The 23,641-nt window shown below is 71.0% G+C and carries 22 protein-coding genes and 2 pseudogenes; 13 read left to right on the plus strand and 11 right to left on the minus strand.

The genetic code is table 11. The features are described 5' to 3' along the window. Window positions 1-35: 35 nt before the first annotated feature. On the minus strand, window positions 36-698 hold the full coding sequence (locus ACFY2Z_RS31400; RefSeq protein ID WP_390747447.1) for a peptide deformylase: 663 nt from the start codon (window positions 696-698) through the stop codon (window positions 36-38). A 222-nt stretch (window positions 699-920) separates the two neighbouring features. On the opposite strand from ACFY2Z_RS31400, the gene ACFY2Z_RS31405 reads away from it, so the two are divergent. Continuing rightward, a complete protein-coding gene (locus tag ACFY2Z_RS31405) occupies window positions 921-2,312 on the plus strand; it encodes a PepSY-associated TM helix domain-containing protein (protein WP_390747448.1) in 1,392 nt (463 codons plus the stop codon). A gap of 117 nt (window positions 2,313-2,429) precedes the next feature. Here the strand turns inward: ACFY2Z_RS31405 and ACFY2Z_RS31410 are convergent, their stop codons facing one another. Further along, entirely contained in the window at window positions 2,430-2,777 is a 348-nt protein-coding gene (locus ACFY2Z_RS31410; RefSeq protein WP_390747449.1) for a tetratricopeptide repeat protein, read from the minus strand. Between the two features lie 206 nt (window positions 2,778-2,983). Here ACFY2Z_RS31410 and ACFY2Z_RS31415 point away from each other — a divergent pair, with 206 nt between their 5' ends. From ACFY2Z_RS31415 to ACFY2Z_RS31435, 5 genes are all read left to right on the plus strand, one after another. Continuing rightward, a complete protein-coding gene (locus ACFY2Z_RS31415; RefSeq protein ID WP_390747450.1) occupies window positions 2,984-3,949 on the plus strand; it encodes a pirin family protein in 966 nt (321 codons plus the stop codon). Between the two features lie 500 nt (window positions 3,950-4,449). After that, window positions 4,450-5,712 carry a DUF418 domain-containing protein gene (locus ACFY2Z_RS31420; RefSeq protein ID WP_390747451.1) on the plus strand — a complete coding sequence of 421 codons (1,263 nt, stop codon included), beginning with the start codon at window positions 4,450-4,452 and terminating at the stop codon, window positions 5,710-5,712. A 235-nt stretch (window positions 5,713-5,947) separates the two neighbouring features. Then, window positions 5,948-6,868, plus strand: coding sequence for an undecaprenyl-diphosphate phosphatase (locus ACFY2Z_RS31425; RefSeq protein WP_390747452.1), 921 nt, complete (start codon window positions 5,948-5,950; stop codon window positions 6,866-6,868). Window positions 6,869-7,147: 279 nt separating this feature from the next. After that, entirely contained in the window at window positions 7,148-7,828 is a 681-nt protein-coding gene (locus ACFY2Z_RS31430) for a lytic transglycosylase domain-containing protein (RefSeq protein ID WP_390747453.1), read from the plus strand. Window positions 7,829-7,972: 144 nt separating this feature from the next. Continuing rightward, window positions 7,973-8,269 carry a hypothetical protein gene (locus ACFY2Z_RS31435; RefSeq protein WP_390747454.1) on the plus strand — a complete coding sequence of 99 codons (297 nt, stop codon included), beginning with the start codon at window positions 7,973-7,975 and terminating at the stop codon, window positions 8,267-8,269. 106 nt (window positions 8,270-8,375) lie between these two features. Here ACFY2Z_RS31435 and ACFY2Z_RS31440 read toward each other — a convergent pair whose 3' ends face one another. Further along, window positions 8,376-8,591 carry a hypothetical protein gene (locus tag ACFY2Z_RS31440; RefSeq protein WP_390747455.1) on the minus strand — a complete coding sequence of 72 codons (216 nt, stop codon included), beginning with the start codon at window positions 8,589-8,591 and terminating at the stop codon, window positions 8,376-8,378. Between the two features lie 305 nt (window positions 8,592-8,896). After that, entirely contained in the window at window positions 8,897-9,673 is a 777-nt protein-coding gene (locus ACFY2Z_RS31445) for an SAM-dependent methyltransferase (protein WP_390747456.1), read from the minus strand. 113 nt (window positions 9,674-9,786) lie between these two features. Here ACFY2Z_RS31445 and ACFY2Z_RS31450 point away from each other — a divergent pair. From ACFY2Z_RS31450 to ACFY2Z_RS31465, 4 genes and pseudogenes are all read left to right on the plus strand, one after another. Next, window positions 9,787-10,257: pseudogene (locus tag ACFY2Z_RS31450) on the plus strand (hypothetical protein); the annotation flags it as partial. Window positions 10,258-10,329: 72 nt separating this feature from the next. Continuing rightward, window positions 10,330-11,235: a polysaccharide deacetylase family protein gene (locus ACFY2Z_RS31455; protein WP_390747457.1), complete on the plus strand. Its 906-nt coding sequence runs from the start codon at window positions 10,330-10,332 to the stop codon at window positions 11,233-11,235. 94 nt (window positions 11,236-11,329) lie between these two features. Further along, entirely contained in the window at window positions 11,330-11,890 is a 561-nt protein-coding gene (locus tag ACFY2Z_RS31460) for a TetR/AcrR family transcriptional regulator (protein ID WP_390747458.1), read from the plus strand. 204 nt (window positions 11,891-12,094) lie between these two features. Then, the gene (locus ACFY2Z_RS31465; RefSeq protein ID WP_390747459.1) at window positions 12,095-13,015 is read left to right on the plus strand and encodes an MBL fold metallo-hydrolase; all 921 of its coding nucleotides are present in this window, start codon (window positions 12,095-12,097) and stop codon (window positions 13,013-13,015) included. A gap of 281 nt (window positions 13,016-13,296) precedes the next feature. On the opposite strand, the gene ACFY2Z_RS31470 is transcribed toward ACFY2Z_RS31465, so the two are convergent. Further along, the gene (locus ACFY2Z_RS31470) at window positions 13,297-14,763 is read right to left on the minus strand and encodes an MFS transporter (protein ID WP_390747460.1); all 1,467 of its coding nucleotides are present in this window, start codon (window positions 14,761-14,763) and stop codon (window positions 13,297-13,299) included. A gap of 251 nt (window positions 14,764-15,014) precedes the next feature. Here ACFY2Z_RS31470 and ACFY2Z_RS31475 point away from each other — a divergent pair, with 251 nt between their 5' ends. Together ACFY2Z_RS31475 and ACFY2Z_RS31480 are read left to right on the plus strand one after the other, a co-directional pair. Further along, a complete protein-coding gene (locus ACFY2Z_RS31475) occupies window positions 15,015-15,959 on the plus strand; it encodes a helix-turn-helix domain-containing protein (protein ID WP_390747461.1) in 945 nt (314 codons plus the stop codon). A gap of 61 nt (window positions 15,960-16,020) precedes the next feature. After that, window positions 16,021-16,560, plus strand: a complete 540-nt coding sequence (locus ACFY2Z_RS31480) for a 2'-5' RNA ligase family protein (protein ID WP_390747462.1) — start codon at window positions 16,021-16,023, stop codon at window positions 16,558-16,560. A gap of 120 nt (window positions 16,561-16,680) precedes the next feature. On the opposite strand, the pseudogene ACFY2Z_RS31485 reads toward ACFY2Z_RS31480, so the two are convergent. Then, window positions 16,681-16,887 (minus strand): annotated as a pseudogene (locus ACFY2Z_RS31485) (helix-turn-helix domain-containing protein); the annotation flags it as partial. Between ACFY2Z_RS31485 and ACFY2Z_RS31490 the strand changes: the two are divergent. Beyond that, window positions 16,804-17,163 carry a hypothetical protein gene (locus ACFY2Z_RS31490; protein ID WP_390747525.1) on the plus strand — a complete coding sequence of 120 codons (360 nt, stop codon included), beginning with the start codon at window positions 16,804-16,806 and terminating at the stop codon, window positions 17,161-17,163. The pseudogene ACFY2Z_RS31485 and the gene ACFY2Z_RS31490 overlap by 84 nt on opposite strands. 130 nt (window positions 17,164-17,293) lie before the next feature. On the opposite strand, the gene ACFY2Z_RS31495 is transcribed toward ACFY2Z_RS31490, so the two are convergent. The 5 genes from ACFY2Z_RS31495 to ACFY2Z_RS31515 form a co-directional block, all read right to left on the minus strand. Next, window positions 17,294-17,710: an SsgA family sporulation/cell division regulator gene (locus ACFY2Z_RS31495; RefSeq protein WP_390747463.1), complete on the minus strand. Its 417-nt coding sequence runs from the start codon at window positions 17,708-17,710 to the stop codon at window positions 17,294-17,296. 86 nt (window positions 17,711-17,796) lie between these two features. Next, complete coding sequence (locus ACFY2Z_RS31500) at window positions 17,797-18,411, minus strand: hypothetical protein (RefSeq protein ID WP_390747464.1); 615 nt, start codon at window positions 18,409-18,411, stop codon at window positions 17,797-17,799. A 295-nt stretch (window positions 18,412-18,706) separates the two neighbouring features. Continuing rightward, window positions 18,707-19,702: a YbhN family protein gene (locus ACFY2Z_RS31505; RefSeq protein WP_390747465.1), complete on the minus strand. Its 996-nt coding sequence runs from the start codon at window positions 19,700-19,702 to the stop codon at window positions 18,707-18,709. Between the two features lie 165 nt (window positions 19,703-19,867). Beyond that, window positions 19,868-20,980 (minus strand): PP2C family protein-serine/threonine phosphatase, encoded by a 1,113-nt coding sequence (locus ACFY2Z_RS31510; RefSeq protein WP_390747466.1) that lies wholly within the window; start codon window positions 20,978-20,980, stop codon window positions 19,868-19,870. A 120-nt stretch (window positions 20,981-21,100) separates the two neighbouring features. Further along, on the minus strand, window positions 21,101-23,446 hold the full coding sequence (locus tag ACFY2Z_RS31515) for a glycoside hydrolase family 65 protein (RefSeq protein WP_390747467.1): 2,346 nt from the start codon (window positions 23,444-23,446) through the stop codon (window positions 21,101-21,103). Between the last annotated feature and the right edge of the window lie 195 nt (window positions 23,447-23,641).

A 23,641-nucleotide genomic window follows, 5' to 3' on the forward strand; every position in this document is an offset into this window, starting at 1 on the left:
GGGCCCGGCTCGGGCGCTCACGGTGTGCGCGGCTCTCAGTCCGGGAGCGTGAACCCCAGCTCCGCGGCGGCCCGTTCCGGCGTGGGCTGGGTCCATCGCCCGGCCATCGCCTCGGTCGACGAGAACGAGCGCGGTTCCGCCCGGTCCAGATAGAGCGTGCCGTCCAGATGGTCCGTCTCGTGCTGGACGATCCGGGCCGGCCAGCCCGCGAACTCCTCGTCCACCGGCACCCCGTGCTCGTCCAGCGCCCGCAGCCGCACCCGGGCGTGCCGGGCCACCACGGCCTGCCAGCCCGGCACGCTCAGACAGCCCTCGAAGAAGGCGGCCCGTTCGGTGCCGAGCGCCTCGTACGACGGGTTGACCAGCACCCGGAAGGGCTGGGGCGTCCGCCCGCGCGCCACCCGGAACTCCTCCGGGACCGGCGCGGGGTCCTCGATGACCGCGATCCGCAACGCCACCCCGACCTGCGGCGCCGCGAGCCCCACCCCCGGCGCCGCGTGCATCGTCTCGCGCAGGGCGGCCACGAAGCGTGCGAGGAGCGCCGGGTCCAGCTGGCCGTCGAAGGGCTCGGTGCCACGGCGCAGCACCGGATCACCCGCCGCGACGATCGGCAACGGACCACCGACGGCGAGGAGTCGCTCGACCTGGTCGGCGAGAGGGCGGTCATGTGGGCCGGTGCGGGCGACGTCGGAAGGCATCGCGCCAGCATGACAGGCGGATCCGGCGGCGGACGCGGCGGCGCGGCCCGCCTGTGGCACATGTCACCGGCGCCCGGGCCCGGTTGGCCGCTCCGGCAGTGTGACCGACGTCACCGAATCGCCCGGGAACTCACCGCTACGCGCCTCCGACCACTGGACCGTCACGCCCAACTCCCCGGCGCGTGGCCGCAGTCCGTCCCCGACCCCCGGAGCAGCCCGCCGATGACCACCACTTCCCCGTCCCCGACGGACGAGGCCCCCGGGCCCGCCGCGGCCAAGTCCTCCGGATGGGCGCCGCTGCGTCCCCTGGTACTGCGCCTGCACTTCTACGCCGGGGTCCTCGTCGCCCCGTTCCTGCTGGTCGCGGCGGTCACCGGCTTCCTGTACGCGGCCTCGTTCCAGGCCGAGAGGATCGTCTACGCGCATGAGCTGACCGTTCCGGTCGGGGACACCGAGCTGCCGATCGCCGCACAGGTGGCCGCCGCCCGCAAGGCCCACCCCGAGGGCACACTGTCGGCCGTACGCCCGTCCCCGGCGAAGGACGCCACCACACGGGTGCTGCTCTCCGGGGTCCCCGGCGTCGGCAAGGACCACACCCTGGCCGTGTTCGTCGACCCGTACACCGGCAAGGTGCGCGGCGCCCTGGAGCAGTACGGCTCCACCGGCGCCCTGCCGCTTCGGACCTGGATCGACGAGTTCCACCGCGACCTCCGGCTCGGCGAGAACGGCCGCCTCTACAGCGAACTCGCCGCGAGCTGGCTGTGGGTGATCGCGGGCGGAGGGATCGTCCTGTGGTTCGCGCGCCGGCGCACCCGGCGCAAGCTGCGTGGCACGAGCGGCCGCCGACGCACTCTGGGCCTGCACGGCACGGTCGGCGTCTGGGCCGCGGCCGGGTTCTTCTTCCTCTCCGCGACCGGACTGACCTGGTCCACGTACGCCGGGGCCAATATCGACGAACTGCGCACCTCACTCCACCAGGCCACCCCGTCGGTCTCGGCCGCGGCGGGTGGTGAGCACGCCGGCCATGGCTCCGCGGCCGCGGGCGGCGGCGGGCACGGCGTCGGCCTCGACAAGGTCCTCGCCGCCGCCCGGGCCGAGGGCCTGACCGACCCCGTGGAGATCGTGCCGCCCGCCGACGCGTCCTCCGCCTATGTCGTCCGGCAGATCCAGCGCAGCTGGCCGGAGAAGCAGGACTCGGTCACCGTCGACCCGGCCACCGGCGCGGTCACCGACGTGCTGCGCTTCGCCGACTATCCGGTGCTGGCCAAACTCACCCGCTGGGGCATCGACCTGCACACCGGCGTCCTCTTCGGGATCGTCAACCAGCTCGCCCTCATGGCCCTCGCCCTGTCCCTGGTGCTGCTGATCGTGTCGGGCTACCGCATGTGGTGGCAGCGCGGCCGGGCGGGCGCGTTCGGCCGGCCGGTGCCGCGCGGCGCCTGGCAGCAGGTCCCGCCGCAGATCCTCGTGCCCGCCATGGCGGGCGTCGCCGTCCTCGGCTACTTCGTGCCGCTGCTCGGCGTCCCGCTCGCGGCCTTCGTCGCCGTGGACGTCGTCCTCGGTGAGATCGACCACCGCCGCGGCGGGCGTACCTACGGCGGCCGTACCGTGTGACGTGTTTTATGGATCTTGGAGGGTGACGAGCGGGCCAGGGCACAGCGCGAGCAGCACGACGGCCCGTGACCGGTGGTGGTACCGGTCACGGGCCGTCAGTCCCGGGCGGCCCGGGAATCACACCTCGGCGAAGTCACCCGAGAGCGCCGCGGCGATCCGCAGATGCGGCTCGGCCTCGGCCACGCGCCCCTGGCGCTGGAGCGTGCGCCCGAGCATCAGCCGGGCGTAGTGCTCCACCGGGTCGCGCTCCACGATGCCGCGCAACTCCTCCTCGGCGCGCCGCAGCTGAGCCGAGTGGTAGTAGGCGCGGGCCAGCAGCAGCCTCGGTCCCGTCTGCTCCGGCACCTCCTCGACCAGAGCCCTGAGGACCTGCGCGGCCGCGGAGTAGTCCTTGGCGTCGAAGAACATCCGGGCTCGCTCCCAGCGCTCCGCCGGTGTTCCGTGGTCGTAGTACGTCGTTTCCACTCTGACCTCCTTACGGCCCCCACAACCCGAGGGTTTGGTTGAATATTCCACGACCGGAGCGGGCCGCACCGGACGGCCGGACGCGGTGAACCGGACGGGGCCGGCCGTGCCCCATTGGGCCGACTGGTCGGCTCGACGGAATGAGCGAATCCATGGACGGGTCGCCACCCTGACGCGGGTGTACCGCCGGGTCTAGGTTGGGCGGCATGAGCAATCTCGATCGCGAGGCGGTGCCCGCCGTGTGCGGTGGCCGCGGGTTCGTGGTGGCGGAACCGGTGCGCGAGCTCCTCAGCCCGCGCCAGGTCCGTCTCGGTGAGTCGACTCAGCTCCGACGACTGCTGCCGAACCTGGGCCGCCGCATGGTGGGCGCCTGGTGTTTCGTCGACCACTACGGTCCGGACGACATCGCGGACGAGCCGGGCATGCAGGTGCCCCCGCATCCGCACACGGGCCTGCAGACGGTGAGCTGGCTGCACGAGGGCGAGGTCCTGCACCGCGACTCGACGGGCAGTCTCCAGACCATCCGCCCGCGCGAGTTGGGCCTGATGACCTCGGGACGGGCGATCAGTCACTCCGAGGAGAGCCCGCGGCCCCATGAACGCTTCCTGCACGGCGCCCAGCTCTGGGTGGCACTGCCGGACAGCCACCGGCACACCGACCCGCGCTTCGAGTACCACCCGGAACTGCCCGTGGTCACGGCCCCGGGCCTCAGGGCCACCCTGCTCCTGGGCGAGCTCGACGGCACACGGTCCCCCGGCACGACGTTCACCCCGATCGTCGGTGCCGATCTGGCCCTGTCGCGCGGCGCGGACGTTCGACTGCCATTGGACGCGGACTTCGAGTACGCGGTGCTGTCGATGTCCGGCGAGGCCCATGTGGACGGAGTCCCGGTCCTGCCGGGCTCGATGCTCTACCTGGGCTGCGGCCGCACCGAACTCCCGCTGCGCACGGAGTCGGACGCGGGCCTGATGCTCCTGGGCGGCGAGCCGTTCGAGGAGGAGCTGATCATGTGGTGGAACTTCATCGCCCGTACGCACGACGATATCGCACAGGCGCGGTCTGAGTGGATGACGGGGACGAGATTCGGTGAGGTGAAGGGCTACGACGGCGCTCCGCTGCCCGCGCCGGAACTGCCGGCTGCGCGGCTGAAGCCACGGGGACGGGTGCGCTGAACTGGGTGAACACGGAGCCACGACCACACGGACCGCCGATGCCGATCCTTCTCGTACCCGGGTCGTGCTCGCCTCAGGCGGCGGCGTCGATGGTGGTGAACTCCAGCAGGTCGCGGGAGTTGAGGCCCGGTACGGCGGGCAGTGGCTGCCGTGGTGCAAGGCCGCTCAGTGGTGCACGGCGTCGGCCGCGGCGAGGGCGTCGGCGACGCCCGGGCCAGGGAGCATCTCCGCGCCGCCGAACCACCTCCGGCACGGACAGGCCGCCGTACGGCCCCTGGGTGTCGCTCGCGCGCGCCGCTTCACCGGGGAGACCGGCTGAGCGGGTGCCCGCCCTGAGAACGCGTACGCCGTCGTAGCCGTCAGTGATGGTCCGGTTGCGCCTCCCGCAGGTCGGCGGGCGGGTCCCAGCCGGTCGGCAGGGGAAACTCGGGCCGTTCGGCGGGATGGTTCCGGAAAGCTGCCGGGATGGCTGGGCTGGGTGGGCTGCCAACCCTGAAGGCATGACGCAGAACGTATTGTCGGCTGTGCCCGCACAGGCGACGCGTGAGCATGAACCGGTTCGCTCATCCACCTCTGCCGCCACACCGTCGACGGGGCGGCTGATCGGTATCGACCTGGCACGCGGGCTCGCGGTCTGCGGCATGTTCGCCGCCCATGTCGGCCCCGACGTGACGGTGGGCGGGCCGGTCGGGTTCCTGCTGGAGCTGGCACGGGGCCGCTCGTCCGCCCTCTTCGCGTTGCTCGCCGGCTTCTCGCTGATCATCATCATGGGTCGTCCGCAGCCCCGGACCGGGCGCTCCGGGCGCCAGGCGATGGCCAGGATCGTGATCCGTGCCGTTGTCCTGCTGGCGCTCGGCTACGCCCTGACGGCCCTGGGCACGTCGATCGACGTGATCCTCAGCTTCTACGGGCTGCTCTTCCTGACGGTCCTCCCGCTGTACCGGTTGCGAGCGCGGACACTCGCGCTGCTCGCCGCCGCGGCCACGCTGATCCTGCCGCAGGTTCTGTACGTGATACGGGCGTCGATCGAGGGAGGGAACTGGGCCGACGCCGTCATCGCCCGGGACCCGCTGGCCTGGATCAGCGGCTCGGACGGGTTCGTCGAGCTGCTGTTCACGGGGTCGTATCCGGTTGTCACCTGGATACCGTTCCTGCTCGCCGGCATGGCGGTGGCCCGGCTCGACCTCACTCGGCCCGGCATCCGATCCCGGCTGGCCCTGACCGGCGGGGTGCTCGCCGCGCTCGGCTACGGCGGCTCGTGGCTGGCCCTGCACCTGGTCCCCCACGCTCTCTCCGCCGTGGCGGCCGCGACGGACGGCGGTTCGGCATCGGCTGCGTGGTGGTCCGACACCGTCGGCGACGTCCCGGACCACAGTCCGCTCGCCTGGCTGCTTGTCGCCGCACCGCACAGCCAGACGACCTTCTCCATCCTCGGCAACACGGGCGTCGGCATCCTGGTGGTGACCGCGTGCCTGGCCGTCGCCGACCGGCTGCCGCGCCTCACGCGCCTGGCCAGACCCCTCGCAGCGGTCGGCATGATGGCGCTGACCGTATACGTCCTCCACATCGTCGCCCTCTGGTTCTTCACCGACGTCTGGTACCTGGCCGCGACGGAGGACGAGGGCATGTCCGGTCTGCCGGTGCTGCTCGGCTTCATCGCGGGCGCAGCCCTCTTTGCCACTCTGTGGACTCGCCTGTTCCGGCGTGGCCCCCTCGAGTATTTGCTCCACGTCGCCACTCGGCCCGCGCGGTACATCAAGTAGGACGCTCAGTCCTTCTGCCGCAGACCGTCGCAGCAGGCGGCCGCCCCGTTCCACGGGGCGGCCGCGTCACGCTACGAGGCCGTCGACTGTGGTGGCCGAGTCACCGGGGGTGTGAACCACACGAACCGCTCTTGCCTGAATTTTGTACGCGTGCAGTAGCTTCCGCCCTGCCGCAGCTGCTGTGCGCGTCGCCCACGGCGGCGGCCTCGCGCGCCCATCGAGTCGAAGGCCAGCCATGTCCGTCCTGACCTATCCCGAAGCCATAGGTGTCGGCCTGTTGCAAGGCGTCACCGAGCTGTTCCCGGTCTCCAGTCTGGGACACAGCATCCTCATCCCAGCCCTCCTCGGCGGGCACTGGAAACACGATCTGGACGTCTCGGCCGACGGATCGCTGTACCTCAACGAACTGGTCGGCCTCCACCTGGCCACCGCCCTGGCGCTGGTCGTCTTCTTCCGGCGTGACTGGGTGCGTGTGATCCGGGGGCTGACCACGTCGATCACGCGGCGGCGTATCGAGACCGTGGACCAGCGGCTCGCCTGGCTGATCATCACGGCCAGCATTCCGGTCGCCGTCGCCGGCCTCGCGCTCGACAAGGTGTTCCGCACCACCCTGGGCCGGCCCGTCCCGACCGCGATCTTCCTGGCCCTCAACGGCATCGTGCTGTTCGTCACCGAGCAGTTGCGACGGGGCGGTACGGGCCGCAGGCGCGCAGGAGCCTCGGCGGCGCCCGGGGAGGAGCACCTCACTCCGGACGAGCTGTCGGACCAGCGGATCACCGGGATGTCCATCCGGCAGGCGCTGCTGATCGGCGCGGCCCAGATCCTCGCCCTCCTTCCCGGGATCAGCCGCTCCGGTTCCACCATCAGCGCGGGTATCTTCCGCGGCCTCAACCACGAGGACTCCGCACGGTTCGCGTTTCTGCTCGCCACGCCGGTGATCGGTGGAGCGGCACTGCTCAAGCTGCCTCCGCTGCTGGGTTCCGAGGGCAACGGCCTGCGGGGACCGCTGCTGGCGGGAAGCGTCGCCGCCTTCGTGGCCGCCTACCTCGCCACCCGCTATCTGGTCAGGTACTTCGAGCACCGGACCCTCATCCCGTTCGCCATCTACTGCTCCGTGGCGGGACTCGGCAGTCTGGCCTACTTCGCCATGGGGTGACCCGGAAGAGGGGTGTGGCCGCGCGGAGCAGGAGCAGCAGGGTGACCGCCGAGTTGGCCGAGAAACTGCTCGTGCCGTGGGCAGCACCCATCGTTCAGAGCGGGCGGCCGCGCCCCTCTTTCGCCGGTGGGGCGCGTGATGAGCGCCGACGTGTTGAGCAGGAGGCGCCGCGGTGAGCCGGTCCCCGCAGCCGGGCAGCACGACGCCGCCTCACGCGGGTCTTAATCCGCCTGCTGTGCAAGGATGCTGGCCGAGAGCGGGGCGCAGAGAGGGCGGGACATGTCCGATTCCGGGGCACCGAGGCGCCCGCGGTGGCTCCTCATCGTGGTGTTCGCCCTGGCGGTCTACGGCGTCGTGCGCGCGGTGGGCACCCCGCAGGGCGCCACGCCGCGTTCGGCAGAGGCAGCACCCTCCACGCCCAGCCCGTCGGCCGACCGGGCCACTCCCTCTCCCTCGACGACGACCACCGCGGCGTACGATCCGGCCGACTACGCCTCCCAGGTCCGTGCCCGGGCTCGTCAGACCGGCGTAAGCGCCCAGTTGCTGATGGCGATCCTCTACAACGAGGCGTACAAACCCCACGATCCGTCCTTCGAGCGGGCCTGGCAGAAGTACAAGCCGGATGCCGCCTTCGGCATCGCGAACATGCACCGAGCCGCCTTCGACGAGGTCAAGCAGGGCCGGGACTTCGCCGGCCGCCACTGGGAGGAACTGCCCGACGACCGGGACCTCGCCGTCGAGGCCGAGGCCTGGTACCTCCACGACCTGGCGACCCGGCTGCCCGTCCGCTGGTCCGCCTCGTACACGAAGAACGACCTGCTGGCCCTCGGGTACAACACCGGTGCGAGCAACATGCTTGCCTTCGCCCGCGGCGCGGCCCCGGGCAGCCAGGCCCGGTCGTACCTGGACCGGCTGCACACGAACTGGGCGAAGGCGGGAAGGGTTGTCGGCGCGGGCTGACGCCTCCGCGGTGCCCCTGAGCGGAACGACGACCAGCTCCCGGTGCCGATCTTTCCCGTGTGGGGCAAGTGACTTGCAACATTGCGCAATAATTGAAGTCAACGGGGGGTAGGCCCCAATGTGTCGGGCGGAGGAAGGGCATGTATGCCGCGCGGGGACATCCGGCGAGTGCGTGAGGTGAATCTGCGGCTGGGCGCCGCGCTGGCCGAGGTCGAGGGGCTCTATGCGGCCTTGTTGAGGGCCGGTTCCTCCAGGCGGCGCCGACGACTGCAGGCGGAACTGGCGCGCGCCGCCGGGCGACTCGCCGCTCTGGCGGCCGCTCCGTCGGACGTACGGCCCCCGGTCGTCCCGGTGCGGCGCTCGCGTTGGGGGCGGCGACGGGCTCTGGCCGAACGAGGTGCGGCGTGGATCATCACGCGATACGGACGCGGCGTGCACTGAGGCCGGAGGGTGCGCACACCCGGCGCGCGCCGCCCGGGGGAGACCACGAGGGGCCGCCCGGACACCGAGAGTCACCCGGCTCGCTGAGTCCCGTGCGCCGGGTACCTCAGGGGCTGGCGATGTCGAATCCGTACCGCAGTGGTTCTCCGGTCACGCCGGAGTCGCGGCGGTAGACGAACACCCCTTCCGCGCGCAGCCCGCGCGAGGCGGCCTCCACCTGGCAGGGGTACGTCACCTGGATCACGCGCGGTCGGCCGGAGACCTTCACCCGCAGTCCGTCCGCGGGCCCTCCGTCAAGCACCGCGGTTTCCCAGGCAGTCATGTCGGTCGTCTCCACGCCGACAGTTTAGGGGTTGCGCAAGTGTTTAGGTGTCGCGAGGTGAATAGCGGGCGTTCCGGCTCTTGTTCGGCGCCGGCCTGGACGCCCTGGCTCCTTCAGGAATGAGGGGAGGTCTCGTCCCGGCCGGCAGGCCCGGTCCCTGCTGAACGGCCTCAGCCACCGTCCCGACAAGCGGCCCCAAAGCCCCACGACCAGCTCAGCCGACGGCGATCGTCAAGTAGCAGCCGTGGCCCGACTCCCGTGTTCGTTCCGCGCTGAGCGCCATGGCAGAACTCGGTCTGTCACCTTCACTTCACGGGGACGAGCGTCAGGTAGGCCAGGCCCAGGAGGCCGCGATATCCCCGCAGCCATGTGCTGCGGTGGCGGTCGACGCGGTCGCGGGTCTCCTCGGCGAGGGGGTGATCGGGACGGGTGGCGAGCCATTCCTCGACGTCCGCCTGGTAGCCGGACTCGAACTCCTCCCACTCATCGCTATTGGCGGTCTCGATCCAGGCGGGGCGGAAGCCCGCGGCGACGGCGAGGTCGACAAGGCCCGCGAGGTCGTGGAACTCGGAGCGGGAGGCGTCCGGCCACATGGCCGACAACTCCTCCGGAGTGGGCGGGCGTTGCCAGAAGCCCTCGCCGAGAAGGACACGGCCACCGGGGACGACCAGACGGCGGAGGGCGCGCAGTGCGGCTGCGGTGTGCTCGGGCGGCTGGGCATCGCTGAGGGCGTGGCTGGCGCTGAAGCAGAGAACGATGTCGGCGGGGCCTCGAACGGTGTCGGCGGCGGACTCCTGGACGAAACGGACCCGCTCGGCCAGCCCCCGGGCCTCGGCGTTGGCGCGCCCGCGGGCTAGGTCGTGCTCATTGAGGTCGACGCCGACGCCGGTCGCATCGGGCGTCGCCTCGACGAGGCGGAGCATGAACTCGCCCCAGCCGCAGCCGATGTCGAGCACGGTGGCCGGAGCGGCCGGGCCGGCTTGGGCGGTGAGCCGGCGGATCATCCTTGCGGCCCGGTCCTCGGAAAGCGGACCGTGGAAGGTGAGTCGGGTCAGCCGCGGCGGGGCGGTGGAGTCATCCATGAGCCCGAACAGTATGGAAGGCGCAGCCCTTGGGGACACCGGTTTTCCGAGTGGCCGCGGCCGAACGGGACGTCGACGACCGACCGCCTCCCGGTCGGCGTCACCGGTAGACACTGGACGTCCATCTCGACCACTTCATGGCCAACCGCAACGCCGTCCTCGCCGCGAGCCGGGTCCTCGCGGCCGACCCGGTCATTCAGTCGATCATGACGAACGAGCTGGACGCCCTCCGCGCGCGGCTGCTGGCCGTACTCCCGCTCGCGGACGACAGCGCACGCGAGGCCGTGTCCGCCGTCCTGAAGAGCCGGCTGGTCTTCGTCCAGGTCCTCTGTGCCGACTGGCTCACTCGCGAGACCTGCTCCCGCACTCAGCTCCGCGGCATCTGCATCGGCGCGCTTCTCGGGGCCCTCCGGCCCTTGCTCGCCGACGACCCCGCCCCCGAGTCGCCGCCACGGCGGCCCGACGCGGACGCCCAGCACTCAGCACCCGACCGCACTCGCGGGGCCGGCCGTCGACCGCCGCGGCGTGGTGAACGGGCCGACAGGGCCGGGAGTCACGGATCCACGGGGTGCGGTATCGCCTAGTCGTATCCTTACCCCCGCTGAACCCCGTCCTTCACACTGCGCGATACCTTTCCCAGCAGTTTCAAGAACAACATGGCAGTCAGGGAGACCGGCGCGGTGAAGCGGCGCAACAGGCGTGGCGGGTTTTGTGTACCACTGGCGGGGGCGGTCGCGACGACCCTGGCAGTCGGGGGCTGCGGCGCGAGCGGGGGCAGTGCGACCGGCCCGGCGGCAACCACGAGGCAGGCCGCACCCACCGTCGGCATTCCGAGCGCCGCGCCACGCCACGTTGACGACGCTGCGGTCTGGCACAAGTGGGGCCTGACGCCGTTGCCCGCGACCCCTGAGCCCCCGGCCGACAAGCCCGTCAAACTCTCCGCGACCGGCCCGGTCCCGGTCTTCACGCACATACCGACCTCGCAGAAGGTCGTCTTCATAACCGTCGACGACGGGCTGGAGAAGGATCCCAAGTTCATCCAGATGATGCGGGATCTGAAAGTCCCGATCACGATGTTCCTGATGAATGACGCCATCAAGTCGGACTACGGGTACTTCAAGCCGCTGCAGGCGATGGGCAACCATATACAGAACCACACCCTGCACCACCCCCCGATGAACACCGTCCCGCTGGCCCGCCAGAAGGAAGAGGTGTGCGGGGACCAGAAGATCCTCACCAAGGAGTACGGCACCGCGCCGCTGCTGTTCCGCCCGCCGTACGGCGCGTACAACGCCAACACCAAGATCGCGGTGGGTCAGTGCGGGCCGCGGGCGATCGTCTGGTGGCGCGAATCCATGCAGATCCGCAACATGCAGTACCAGCAGCCGGACAAGAAGCTGCAGCCCGGCGACATCATCCTCGCCCACTTCCGCGGGCCGGCGGAGCTCAAGGGCGCCACCATGACGAAGATGTTCGGCAACATGCTCAGGCGGATACAGGAGCAGGGATTCGCCGTGGCGCGCCTGGAGGACTACATCCAGCCGCCGACCGCCGCCCACTGAACCGGCTCGGCAGGTCATCTCGGGGCGGGAGCGTGCGCGTGCATCGCCGTCGCGGACTCCAAGTGCGCAACGATTTCGCGTTAAGCTGCGAGGTGTGACTCCTCGACCTTCCGCGCGCCCCGGGGGGCGCAGCGCACGCGTCCAGCAGGCCGTTCATCAAGCCGTACGAGATCTTGAGGCCGAAGGCGGCCGTGAGGCGCTGACCGTGCCCCTCATCGCGGCCCGGGCCGGGGTCACTCCCTCCACGATCTACCGGCGCTGGGGCGACGTGCGGGAGCTGCTGTCGGATGTGGCGGTGGAACGACTCCGCCCGGAGGCGCCCCCCGCCGACCACGGGTCTCTGCGCGCCGACCTGGAGGCATGGGTGGAGCAGTTCACGGAGGAGATGTCCTCGCCGATCGGCCGGACCTACATCCGCGACGCCCTGCTGGGTGATCCCGAGCACGGCAACGCCGCCCGTTGCTCCGACTACGCCGCCGAGCAGCTCAAGGTCATCGGTGTGCGGGCCGCCGGCCGCGGAGAGGCGGTACCCGAGGTCGAGGCGATGCTGGACGCCATCGTCGCGCCGCTGATCTACCGCATCCTGTTCCGCCCTTCGGACCTGTCACCCGCCTATACGCGCAGCCTGGTGGCGCTGGTGGTCGCACCGCGCTGAGCGGGCAGGAGCCGCACTCGAGCGGGTATGCCAACTGAGCTAAAAGCGAATGGTTTGCCTTAGGGTACGAGGCGGTTTACGATCGCTTAAAGCGAACCAGTTGCGTCAAGTGCTCGGTAGGCGCCATTCCCACTGCCACCGGCAGGCATCACCACAACCACTGACCCTCTCCGGCCGGCATCCCTGAGAACAGAGGTATCAACCGTGAACTCCGCCTCGACTCGGCACAGCCGTCCCTCATGGAGCCTCGGAGACATCGTCGTGCACCGCATCGACGAGATCACTCTGCCCCCAGGGACCGGCCCTTGGCTGCTCCCCGGCGCCACCACCGACGTGATCGACGAGGCGTCCTGGCTGCGGCCCCACTTCGCCGACTCCCACACCCTTCGACTGGCCAGCCACACCTTCGCCGTGGAGGCCGGTGGACTGCGCATCCTCGTCGACACCGGGATCGGCAACGACAAGACACGCTCCAATCCCGCCTGGAACGGTCTCCGCTCCGACTACCTGCAGCGCCTGACCGCAGCCGGGTTCGCTCCGGAGTCGGTCGACCTTGTCGTCACCACTCATCTCCACACCGACCACGTGGGCTGGAACACCCGTCTCCTGGACGGGGAGTGGCAGCCGGCCTTCCCCCGCGCCCGTTACCTCACCAGTCGCGTCGAATGGGACTACTGGACCGGGGCAGAGATGGACGACGCCCGCCGTCAGATGTTCCGCGACTCCGTCGATCCCGTCCACGACAACGGCCGATACGACCTCGTCGACGTTCCCGATCAGGGCTCCGAGGTGGCCGCCGGTGTCTGGCTGGTCCCCGCCCCCGGTCACACGCCCGGGCAGGTGGCCGTGGAACTACGCGGCACCGATCGCAAGGCCGTGATCACCGGTGACAGCGTCCACCACCCCGTGCAACTGTCCCACCCGCACCTCACCAGCTGCGTCGACATCGACGCGCAGCAGGCGGTGCGCAGCCGAACGCGCCTCCTGGACAGCCTCGCCGACACGGACGGCCTGCTGCTGGGCACCCACTTCCCCCACCCGACCGCCGGTACGGTCCACACCGACGGCACTCGCTACCGCCTGCACCCCGAGCCCGGCACCGCGACCCCTCTCACCTCAGCCTGACCCGGAGGTGCGGACAGGCACCGGTCGTCAGCCGGAGAGTCGCACGGTGCTGGAGCGCCCGAGGACATTTCCGCGGGCGTCGAGTGCCCTCACCTGGAAGTACGAGCCGGGGTTGTGGGTCGTGACCGCCGTGCCGAATCCCGTCCGTCCGGCGTGCCGGACGACCACCCCCAGCGAACGGGCATCGCGTCCGGCCGGCAGCTGCCACGCCCTCGGACGGAACCCCGCCGTCCTCGCTACGCCATGGGCCCACCGAAGGGCCCGGTGCGGATGCGCTGGTGTCAGCCGCGAGGCAAGGCGAGGCGGGAGAGGGCGGTCGTGGCCAGGAGAAGCGCGGCGATGGCGAGGAGGCCGAGGCGCATACCCGGTAGGGAGAAGCCGCCCGCGGGGCCGGAGAGCAGCCCGCCGAAGAGGGCGACGGCGAGCGCACCGCCGGTCTGGCGAAGGGAGTTGAGCAGCCCCGACGCGGTCCCCGCGCGCTCCTTGGGTACGGCGTCCATGAGCAGCGCGGTGAGCGCGGGCACCACGAGCGCCCCGCCGATGCTGAGCGGCAGCAACAGGACGAGCACCAGCCACACCGGGGTGTGTGCGGCCAGCGGCAGCATGGCCAGCATCGCCACGATGAAGACCAGTTGCCCGGCGACGATCACCGGCCGTCTCCCGATCCGCTCCGCCAGGCGCGGCGAGACCAGGTTGGTCGCCGTCACCACCGCCGACATCGGGACGAACATCAGCCCGGCCGCGATCCCCGACATCCCGCGCAACTGCTGGTAGTACAGCCCGAGGAGGAAGATGCCGCCGTAGAAGGCGGCGTTGATGGCAAAGCCGACCGCCAGCGGGACGGCCACCTCACGGTGCGTCAGCATTTTGAGAGGGACCATGGGTTGGCGGTGCCGGGCCTCCACGACGCGGAAGGCGTACCCGCCGGCGACGGCAACCACCCCGGACGCCAGCACGGGGCCGCTGGTCCAGCCCAGATGGCCGCCCTCGATCACCGCGAAGGCCAGCCCGGCCAGGGCAAGTACCGCGGTGAGCTGGCCGCCGCCGTCCAGCGCGGCGGGCCGGCGCGGTGAGCGCGGCACCCGGACGAGCAGGGCCAGGATCACCACGCCCACCGGGAGGTTGAGCAGGAAGACCGCCCGCCAGCCGGCCGAGTCGGTCAGCAGCCCGCCCAGCACCGGGCCGGCGGCCATCGCCACCGAGCCGCCGACCGTCCACAGTGCGATGGCGCGGGCGCGCGCCCGGGCGTCCTCGTAGGCCTGCCGGATCAGTGCGAGCGAGGCCGGCATCACGACCGCGGCGGCGCCGCCCTGGGTCACTCGCGCGGCGACCAGCACGTTGATGCCGGGCGCGAGCGCGCAGCCCAGGGAGGCGAGGGTGAACAGGGTGACACCCCAGACGTAGGCGCGGCGGGCGCCGGCGCGGTCCGCGAGGGCACCGGCGGAGAGCATCAAGGCCGCGAACATCAGGGTGTAGGCGTCCACCACCCACTGCAGCCCGGCCATCCCGCCGCTGAGAGAGTTCCGGATCGCGGGCAGCGCGATGTTCACGGCTGAGACGTCGATGGTGATCACTGTGAACCCGAGGAGCGACGCCACCAGGGCGACGCCGCTGTGTCGTGGCGCGGCGGGGGCGTCGGCGGGCGGATCCGCCGGCCGGGCTCGCTGTCGTCGCCGGAAGGTGGTCGCGGACGGGTCGGAGGTGTGTCCGTGAGCGGGGGCGGCGAATCGGGTCGGGCTGATCGGCATGGTTCATCCCTTGGAGGAGTGGTGGTCTCGGTTGACGGACCGTCAAAGACAGCTGGGCGGGCGGCCGCAGTCGGCTGGGGCCGCGGCCCGGTGTCCTGCACCCCCTGGGCCCCCGGCGACAGGGCCGCCCGCTCCGGCTCAACTCTGTGCCCAGAGGCTGCCGTTCGGCAGACCGCGTCGTGCCGGGGGTCTCGTGTTCCAGGCAGTGACGCGGCCCCCCACGCTCCTCGCCCGCCTGCGACAATGGTTCGATGGCAGCAGGAGCGGACGTACGGGGCACGGAGCTCGGCAGATATCTCAAGGCCCGCAGAGCGCAGGTGCGCCCGGAGGATGTCGGTCTTCCGGTCGGCGCGGGCCTGCGGCGCACTCCAGGACTGCGCCGGGAGGAGCTGGCCGCGCTGGCCGGGGTGAGCGTCGACTACTACATCCGCCTGGAGCGGGGCCGGGAGACCAACCCTTCTCCTGCCGTCGTGGACGCCCTCGGGCGCGCCCTGCGGCTGCGCGGTGATGGCTACGAACGCCTCCACGAGCTCGCGGAGTTGGCTTCCGGCCGGATCTCCGAGCTGCCGGCCTCCTCGGACCACACCGTCCGTGATTCGGTCCTGCGAATGCTGGAGTCGGTGCGACCGCTGCCCGCCTATGTGGTGAGCCGCTACAACCGCGTACTGGCCGCCAACCCGCCCGGCCGGCGGCTCCTGCCCGGGCTCTGGGACTGGCCCGAGCACCAGCGCAACCTGACCCGCTATCTCTTCCTCCACCCGCTCGGCCGGACGCTCTACGAGCCGTGGGAGGAGACGGTCGCGCTCTCGGTGGCGCATCTGCGGGCGGTCGCCGGTGCCGATCCGGACGATCCGGAACTGACCGCTCTCGTCGGCGAACTGGTGCTGAAGTCACCGCAGTTCGCGCGGCTGTGGGAGCGGTACGACGTCTGTGAGCGCGGCGGCGGCCAGAAGTGCTTCCGGCATCCGAAGGTGGGACCGATGACCTTGACCTACGAGGTCATGCGACTGGCCCGGACGGGCGGCCAGCGCATGGTGGTCTACCAGGCAGTTCCCGGCACCCCGGACGAGGAAGCCATGCTCCGCCTGGACTCCGGCGCCGCCCGGCCGGAGCCGACACCGGCGGGGCACCCGGAGCCGGCCCCCGAGCCATGCCCCACCCACTCGCCGTCCCCGGCCCACGCCGCCACAGGCTGAGCCCGGGGCTGTCCGGGCACTGGGAGGGGTCTGGGCGTCCGAGGTGGCAGCATGCCGTGTCATGACTGACGTCGGCACGAGTAGGTTTGCGGCGGGTCGGACGGGCCTCGTCGTCGGGATCCCGGAGGCGGAGCCGGCCGTCCGGGCGTGGCGTGAGAGGTTCGATCCGTCAGCCCGAGCAGGGGTTCCAGCGCATGTCACGGTACTTTTCCCGTTCCTCGACGAGCGGCGAGTGGATGAGCGCGTCTGCTCGGCCCTCGCGGACGCGCTCGGCAGGCAACGTGCCTTTGACCTGCGGTTCGAGGGCTGTGGACGGTTTCCAGGGGTGCTGTATCTCGCTCCTGAGCCAGACGCGCCGTTGCGGCGACTCACTGAGATGATCGCCGATCGATGGCCCGAGACCCCACCCTACGAAGGCAGGTTCACCGAGGTCGTGCCCCATCTGACCATCGCTGACGGTCAGGACGACGCTGTCCTGGATGAGATTGAAGCCGACCTTCTCGGCACACTTCCGATCACGTCCCGGATTTCGTCAGTTGACCTCATGGTGCATGACGGCGCGAAGTGGCGGGAGCGGGCTTCGTTCGCGCTCCGTGAATGAAATGGACGGTGAGCTCGGCCGGTCCGCCTCAGCCGGCTGAGCTCATCGTCATGGCAAGGTCTGCGCGGGCTCCGGCGAAGCCCCCTGGCGCTGGACGGGGCGTTGATGATCGGCAAGCGAGTGCGTGGTTCTGGACTGCCCGGATGCCCTGGAACTGGCGACGAGTCCGGCCTCGCCCTCCGCCCGCCAGCGGCGGACCCACTTGTGCGCGGTGACGCGTGAGATACCCATCCCGGCCGCGACATGCGCGACGGGACGGCCCGAACAGACACGCTCTACGAGCATTCGCCTGCCGTGCACGGCCAGGCCGACCACCATCTGGGGCAGCAGTTCCTCGACCGGTACGCCGAGACCCTGCGACTGGCGGGTGCGGCCGTACAGGCGTTCGTCGAACCGCCGGCGCCGAACGGCGGGGCCGAGATGCCGCCCAGGGGGCGCCTGCGGGATGCGATCGCGGGCGCACTGGACTGGCACGAGACGATGACCGGCCTGATCGGGGGCGACAGCCTCACCAGGCCGGGCGCCTGGCATGTGTATGGCTCGCTCATGACCGACGTGGAGGGTCCCCTGGCCGACCTGGATCGCGCGCACCTGCCCGCGTAGGGCGGTGTCGACAAGGTCGTACGGTGATGTCCGGTCGGCCCTGTGGCCTCATGGGCCGCTCGGCGGACTCAGGAGCCTTCTCCCGGCGGGCACGGGCGCCTTCCTCCGGGATCCTCCAGGAACCGCAGGCTCAGGCGCCTTCCTCAAGGAAGCGGGCGAGGCGGGTCTCGAGACCGAGTGCCTCGACCTCGCGGTCGCTCGGCACCAGCCGGTAGGTGCGACACAGCCATCGTTCGACCGCTTTCAGCGCGGTGGTCAGATGGGCGGACCCGTGGGGAGAGGACAGGGCGAGGTGGAGCAGAGCCTCTGAACCCGTCCCGGTCGGCCAGACCCGCACGTCACCCTCCCCGCTGGGGGTCAGCAACCCCCTGGTGAGCAGCTCGCGTGCGAAGGTCCAGGGCACGGGGCCCAGGCGGATGTCATGGAAGAGGAACTCCACCGACAGGGGATCCTGCGCCCGGTAGAGCAGGTGGGTCGGCACGGTGACCCGGAGGCCCTGGGGAGTCTCGAGTTCCATGTCGAGCATGTGGTCTACGCAACTGATCATGGCTGGCTCGGTGTGCGTCGGGGGCCGGTCATCGGACCCGGGCAGTGTGCACCCTGCCCGGTCCGATGTCGTCGCGGTCCGTGGGATCAGCGGAAGAGGGCCCCGTCGAAGTCGAAGCCGTGCGTGTCGCTGATCACGATGACCCATACGCCGCGGTCCCAGCGGTAGAAGCGGTGACCGTCGTAGCGGTAGCGCCGGCCGTGGTCGTCGTCGCAGTACCAGGAGCGGCCCTCGTGGTGCCAGTAGCGGTGGCCGTCCCAGCGGTGCTCGCCGCGGAACTCACGGTGGTCGCCCCGGCCGTCGCGGTCACTCCGGTAGGAGTGGTCGTCGCTTCGGTAGGAGACGCGGTAGACGTTGCTGTCGCCGCGGTAGGAGTTGCGGTCGTCCTGGTAGGAGTTGCGCCCGCTCCGGTCGGAGTCGCGGAAGCCACGGTAGGAATTGCGGTCACCCTGGTAGGAGCGCTGGTCGTTCCGGCCGTCTCCGCCCTGACCACGGTTGTCGCTCCAGCTGTCACGGCCGCTGCCGCCGCGGTCGCCGCCGTGTTCGGTGACGCCCTGGGCGTTCGACACGACGACCGCGGGGCGGTCGGCTGCGGGGTTCGGAGCGGCCGAGGCGAAGCCTCCGGCGGCGAAGAGGGCGCCGACGGCGGCGGTGGCGGTGAGGAGCGCGGTTGCGGCTCGCCGTCCAAAGGTGTGACTCATCATCTTTCTCCTTGCTGTACGCCGGTGCCGTGTGGGTGAGTTGGTCCCGGCGGTGCCCCGAGGTGGTGGGGCAGATGCGACGTTACTCCTCGATTAATTCAGGATTAAATGTTTGCTCTGTGACATATTTCATGAACCGAAGGATCTGCTCCGCCGTCCGGTGGACGTCGAACGATGGCTGGCTGTGGGGCAGAATCCTGCCCCTCGGGAAGGGTGTGGCGGGGCAGCTCAAGCTCCGCGATTTATTCCCTGGAGCAAAGCGAATGGACGGGGATCGCGCTGTGCGTCCGCGCGCTCACAGCAGCTTGCGGTGGACCATGGCCGTGAGGACGAGCATGCCCGGCAGGAGGGGGAGCCAGACCGTCAGGACGCGGTAGCCGATGAGGGTGGCCGTGGCCACGTCCATCGGGGCGCCGTAGCCGGCCAGGGCGAACACCATCGCCGCGTCCACGGGGCCGATGCCGCCGGGGGCGGGTACGGCCCCGGCGGCCGTGCTGGCGGCGAGGAACGCGAACACCACCTGCGCCCAGGACAGTTGCAGGCCGAGCGAGGCCCCGACCGCGGCGATCGTGCTCGCCTGGAGAATCGGACTGACGGCCGCTCCGCCCCACAGGGCGAGGGCACGGCTGGGCCGCGTGTGAAGAATCCGCGCGTCGGTCAGCGCGGTGCGGACGAAGTCGAACACCGGGCGCCGTAGCGGACGTACGACCGTCACCAGGGCGCAGCCCATGGTGACACCTGCACCCGCAGCCGCCGCGATCAGGATCAGCGTCCGCTTGTCCGGGACGAGTTGACCGAGCGTCAGTACACCCGGGAAGAACACCGGGAAGGTGAGGAGCACCAGTGTCTTCGCGATCGGCTTGACCAGGGAGTACAGGGCGAGGGAGGCGGTGGCCCGTGCGAAGGAGACGCCATGGGTCTGCAGAAAGCGCAGGGTGACCGCATGGGCGCCGATGCTCGCCGGGAGTACGTGGTTGGCGGCGCCGGCGGCGAACTGCGAGGCCACCAGCGGTCCCGCCGGAAGCCTCTCCGGTACGGCGCCCTGGCGGACCCAGGCGGCGTTCACCCAGCCCAGGCCGGTGAGGAGGATCCCGGCCGGCAGCCACCGGGGGTCGGCGGAGGCCAGTCGGGCGGCGCCGTCGCGTACGGCATGCCAGTCGGCGACCGCCCAGATGCCCAGCAGCAGGAGCGGGAGCAGGGTGAGTGTCCGGCGGGCCAGGCGCGCGGCAGAGGGGGAGCGCACCAGGGCGGCCGGCGCCCGGGGGAGGTCGTCGAGCGGGAGCAGGGACATGGCGCACGTCGTCCTTCCACGTCACATCCGCCAGGTCCGCGGCGGACGGATGAGGGGCGAGGCAGGGGGACGGCGGAAACCTTCCCGCTCGGTGTGACCGCACGGTGTCCGGCAGCCGAAGGGAGGGCACACCGATCGCGGCCGGTGGGGGCCGGGCGGGGGCGTCTACAGGGACCGGTGGACGAGGCTGGGACGGCGGGCGGACCGGCGGGCCTTGTTCGGACGCTGTGCCGTATCGCCGGTGACCGGTTCGCGGCGCACCACGACCGCGGCGGCGTCGTCCGCGAAGTTTCCGCCGCAGAACGCGGCGAGGTCGGTGCGCAGGTGATCGATGATCCCCTCGGGCGTGGCCGTGGTCGGCCAGGCCGTGACGCGGTCGGCGAGGGGGTAGAAACGGCCTGCCCGGTCGCGTGCCTCGGTGACGCCGTCGGTGTAGAGCACCAGCGTGTCGCCGGGTTCGAAGGCGAAGGTGTCCACGCCGCCCTGCGGGGCCTCGGGCAGGCCCATGCCGAGGGGAGTCGTGTACTGCCGGGGTGCCAGCACGATCGCCTGCGCGTCGTGCAGCCGGATCGGTGGCGGGTGCCCGCAGTTCAGGACATGGATGACGGGGGCGTCGTCCGGGATGTCGACCAGCACGGCGGTGATGAAGGACTCGTCCGTGTCCGAGCAGTCCTTGCTCGGTTGGCATCGGCTCCAGCCCACGATGGCATCCAGCTCCGTCCGCAGCGCGCAGAGCTCCGGTTCGCGGTGGGCCGCGCTGCGGAACGCGCCCAGCACGAGCGCCGACTCCTCGATGGCGGGCAGGCCCTTGCCGCGGACGTCTCCGAGGAGCAGACGGGTCCCGGTCGTGGTGGGCACGGCCGCGTACAGATCGCCGCCGATGCGGGCCTGGTCCGTGGCGGCCCGGTAGGCGCTGGCGATGTGCAGCGAGCCCATCCGGTCCGGCAGGGGGTGCAGGACGACCTGCTGCGCGGCTTCGGCCACGGACCGCACCTGTCTCAGCTCCGCGCTGTGCCGCTCCCGCAGACGGCAGAACAGCACGGTGAAGGCGCAGATCACCATCAGCGCGATGAGCTGGCTCTCGTGGTTGGAGGTGAAGATGCTGGTGCGGATCACGGAGATCGCCACCAGCGCCGCGACGGCGAGGGCTCCGATCAGGGCCGTGAGCCGGGAGCCACCGAAGGAGGCGGTGAGTGCCGGTGCGACCACGAGCAGCGGCCCGAGGTGGATGCTCTGGGGCGCAAGGATGTCGGCGAGCGCGATCGCTACGATCAGCACGACCGGGACGGCCACGAGTCCTCGGTTCGGCTGCGACGACCGACCGACACCTCCGCGGGGCTGGAGGCGCATACCTCCTGGATACACCCAGGTGGCGGCCCGCGCGCACTCGGTGTGCGGTCAGCAGGGGCGCTCCGGGCGGCGCCCGGGTGGCTGGGCGGGGGCCGGCAGGGGCGGCGGCGGCTTGAAGGGCCGGCTTTCGGGGGTGCCGAGGGACACCGTCACCGGCTCCCCGTAGTGCCCGATCCGGATGCTTTCCCCGTGTACGAGCGTGTACGTGGCCAGGGACTCGGTGATCTCCACCCGCAGGCACTGGCCCCGGACCTGGACCGAGAAGGCGAGCCGGCTCAGGTTCGCGGGCAGCCGGGGTGCGAAGTGCAGGGTTCCCGCGCGGTGGCGCATACCGCCGAAGCCGGCGACCAGCGCGATCCAGGAGCCCGCCAGCGAGGCGATGTGCAGTCCGTCGCGGGAGTTCCGCTCCAGATCGTCCAGATCCATCAGGGCCGCCTCGCCCAGGTAGTCGTAGGCCAGGCACAACTGGCCGACCTCGGCGGCGATGACGGCCTGGATGCAGGCCGACAGCGAGGAGTCACGGACGGTGAGTGGCTCGTAGTAGGCGAAGTTCCGGGCCTTCTGCCCCTCGTCGAAGGCGTCGCTGCGCAGATACATCGCCAGCACGAGGTCCGCCTGTTTGACCACCTGCTTCCGGTAGAGCTCCAGGTACGGGAAGTGCAGCAGCAGCGGGTAGTCCTCGGGCCGGGTGCGGGAGAAGTCCCAGACCTCGTGGCGGGTGAAATCCGCGGCCTGCTCGTGGATACCGAGCGCGCTGTTGTACGGCACGCTCATCGTGTCGGCGGCGCACCGCCACGCCCTGGTCTCCTCCTCGGTCACGCCGAGCGCGTCGGCCTGCCGGGGATGACGGTCGGCGGCGTCGGCGGCGGCCCGCAGATTGTCCTGGGCCATGAGGTTGGTGTAGGTGTTGTCGTCCGCGACCGCGCTGTACTCGTCGGGCCCGGTGACACCGTCGATGTGGAAACGGCCACCGGAGTCGTGGTGGCCGAGGGAGAGCCACAGCCGGGCGCTCTCCACGAGCAGTTCCACACCGGTGTCGCGCTCGAAGTCCTCGTCGCCGGTGGCCGCGACATAGCGCAGCACGGCATGGGCGATCCCCGCGTTGATGTGGAACGCGGCGGAACCGGCCGGCCAGTAGCCGGAGCATTCCGCGCCGTTGATGGTGCGCCAGGGGAACGCGGCGCCCTTCAGACCGAGTTGGCGGGCACGGGCGCGTGCCGCCGGCAGGGTGTCCTGCCGCCAGCGCAGTGCCGCGGCGACACTGCGTGGATGGGTGAAGGTGAGCAGCGGCAGGACATAGATCTCGGTGTCCCAGAAGGCGTGCCCGTCGTATCCGGAGCCGGTCAGGCCCTTGGCCGGGATGGCCCGCTGCTCGGCCCGGGCGGCCGCCTGCAGCACATGGAAGAGCGCGAAGCGGACGGCCTGCTGGATCTCCGCGTCGCCGTCCACCTCCACATCGGCGTGGAGCCAGAAGTCGTCCAGCACGGCCCGCTGTTCGTCGAGGAGATTCTGCCAGCCTGTGCTGCCCGCCTCGGCGAGCGCGGCCTCCGCCTGGTCCCGCAGGGCCGTCAGCGAGCGCAGCCCGGACCAGCAGTAGGAGACCAGTTTCTCCAGCCGAAGCTTCTCTCCGGGCTTGAGGTCGGTGATCACGGTGAGCCGGGCGACGTCGTCCGTGCTCTCGCTGGTGGTCCGGGTGCCGGCCGGGCCCTGCACGATGTGGACGGCGGCGGCCGCGATCCGCAGACCGCTCTGCTCGGTGCGGTGGATCAGCCTGAGGCGCGTCCCCTCGGCGCAGTGCTCCTCCGGCCGCAGCGGAGAGTCCAGGACGGCCGCGACCCGCGGGTCGGCGCTGGGCCGCGGCATGGGCTCGTTGGCGACGAGTTCGGACTGGATGACGATGCCCACCTCGTCCTCCAGCGGCTCCACCTCGTAGACGATCGCGGCGATGGCCCGATGAGTGAGGGAGACCAGCCGGGTCGAGCGTACGCGGACGGCCTTGCCCACCGGTGAGACCCACACGCACTCCCTGCGGAGCACCCCGTTCCGCAGATCCAGCACCCGTTCGTGGGAGCGGACGTGGCCGTAGCGCAGGTCGGCCTGCTCGTCGTCGACGAGGAGGCGGATGACTTTGCCGTCGGTGACGTTGATGACCGTCTGGCCGGACTCCGGGTAGCCGTATCCGGCCTCGGCGTAGGGCAGCGGATGCACCTCGTGGACGCCGTTGAGATAGCAGCCGGGCAGCCCGTGCGGCTCGCCCTCCTCCAGGTTGCCGCGCCATCCGATGTGTCCGTTGGACAGGGCGAAGACCGATTCGCTCTGCGCCAGGACGTCCAGGTCCAGTCCGGTCTCGCGGACGCACCAGGGCTCCACCCCGTACAGCGGATGGGTGATCACGGCGCGTCTCCGTCCCCGCCGCCGTCCAGGGCATGACGGCGGCGCCGGGCGGGCCGGTGCCGTGCGGTGTCCCCAAAGTTCCGTTCTGTCATGTTTCATAACTTCCCACTCGGGTGTCCCTCCATCCCACCGGTCCCGGGAACGGGGGGACGAGTGCACCGCATGACCGGATGCGCGCTCAGAGTGACCGGGCCG

The sequence above is a fragment of the Streptomyces sp. NPDC001222 genome (assembly GCF_042896945.1).
GTDB classification, from domain to species: domain Bacteria; phylum Actinomycetota; class Actinomycetes; order Streptomycetales; family Streptomycetaceae; genus Streptomyces; species Streptomyces gibsoniae.

Bases quoted from the DNA above. Each gene is read 5' to 3' on its own strand.
- ACFY2Z_RS31495 (WP_390747463.1), bottom strand. From the start codon at position 17,710: ATGATCAGTTGCGTAGACCACATGCTCGACATGGAACTCGAGACTCCC.
- ACFY2Z_RS31435 (WP_390747454.1), top strand. From the start codon at position 7,973: ATGCCGCGCGGGGACATCCGGCGAGTGCGTGAGGTGAATCTGCGGCTG.
- ACFY2Z_RS31405 (WP_390747448.1), top strand. From the start codon at position 921: ATGACCACCACTTCCCCGTCCCCGACGGACGAGGCCCCCGGGCCCGCC.
- ACFY2Z_RS31475 (WP_390747461.1), top strand. From the start codon at position 15,015: ATGGCAGCAGGAGCGGACGTACGGGGCACGGAGCTCGGCAGATATCTC.
- ACFY2Z_RS31480 (WP_390747462.1), top strand. From the start codon at position 16,021: ATGACTGACGTCGGCACGAGTAGGTTTGCGGCGGGTCGGACGGGCCTC.
- ACFY2Z_RS31500 (WP_390747464.1), bottom strand. From the start codon at position 18,411: ATGAGTCACACCTTTGGACGGCGAGCCGCAACCGCGCTCCTCACCGCC.
- ACFY2Z_RS31470 (WP_390747460.1), bottom strand. From the start codon at position 14,763: ATGCCGATCAGCCCGACCCGATTCGCCGCCCCCGCTCACGGACACACC.
- ACFY2Z_RS31400 (WP_390747447.1), bottom strand. From the start codon at position 698: ATGCCTTCCGACGTCGCCCGCACCGGCCCACATGACCGCCCTCTCGCC.
- ACFY2Z_RS31455 (WP_390747457.1), top strand. From the start codon at position 10,330: ATGGCAGTCAGGGAGACCGGCGCGGTGAAGCGGCGCAACAGGCGTGGC.
- ACFY2Z_RS31420 (WP_390747451.1), top strand. From the start codon at position 4,450: ATGACGCAGAACGTATTGTCGGCTGTGCCCGCACAGGCGACGCGTGAG.
- ACFY2Z_RS31490 (WP_390747525.1), top strand. From the start codon at position 16,804: ATGCGCGACGGGACGGCCCGAACAGACACGCTCTACGAGCATTCGCCT.
- ACFY2Z_RS31425 (WP_390747452.1), top strand. From the start codon at position 5,948: ATGTCCGTCCTGACCTATCCCGAAGCCATAGGTGTCGGCCTGTTGCAA.
- ACFY2Z_RS31505 (WP_390747465.1), bottom strand. From the start codon at position 19,702: ATGTCCCTGCTCCCGCTCGACGACCTCCCCCGGGCGCCGGCCGCCCTG.
- ACFY2Z_RS31445 (WP_390747456.1), bottom strand. From the start codon at position 9,673: ATGGATGACTCCACCGCCCCGCCGCGGCTGACCCGACTCACCTTCCAC.
- ACFY2Z_RS31415 (WP_390747450.1), top strand. From the start codon at position 2,984: ATGAGCAATCTCGATCGCGAGGCGGTGCCCGCCGTGTGCGGTGGCCGC.
- ACFY2Z_RS31440 (WP_390747455.1), bottom strand. From the start codon at position 8,591: ATGACTGCCTGGGAAACCGCGGTGCTTGACGGAGGGCCCGCGGACGGA.
- ACFY2Z_RS31430 (WP_390747453.1), top strand. From the start codon at position 7,148: ATGTCCGATTCCGGGGCACCGAGGCGCCCGCGGTGGCTCCTCATCGTG.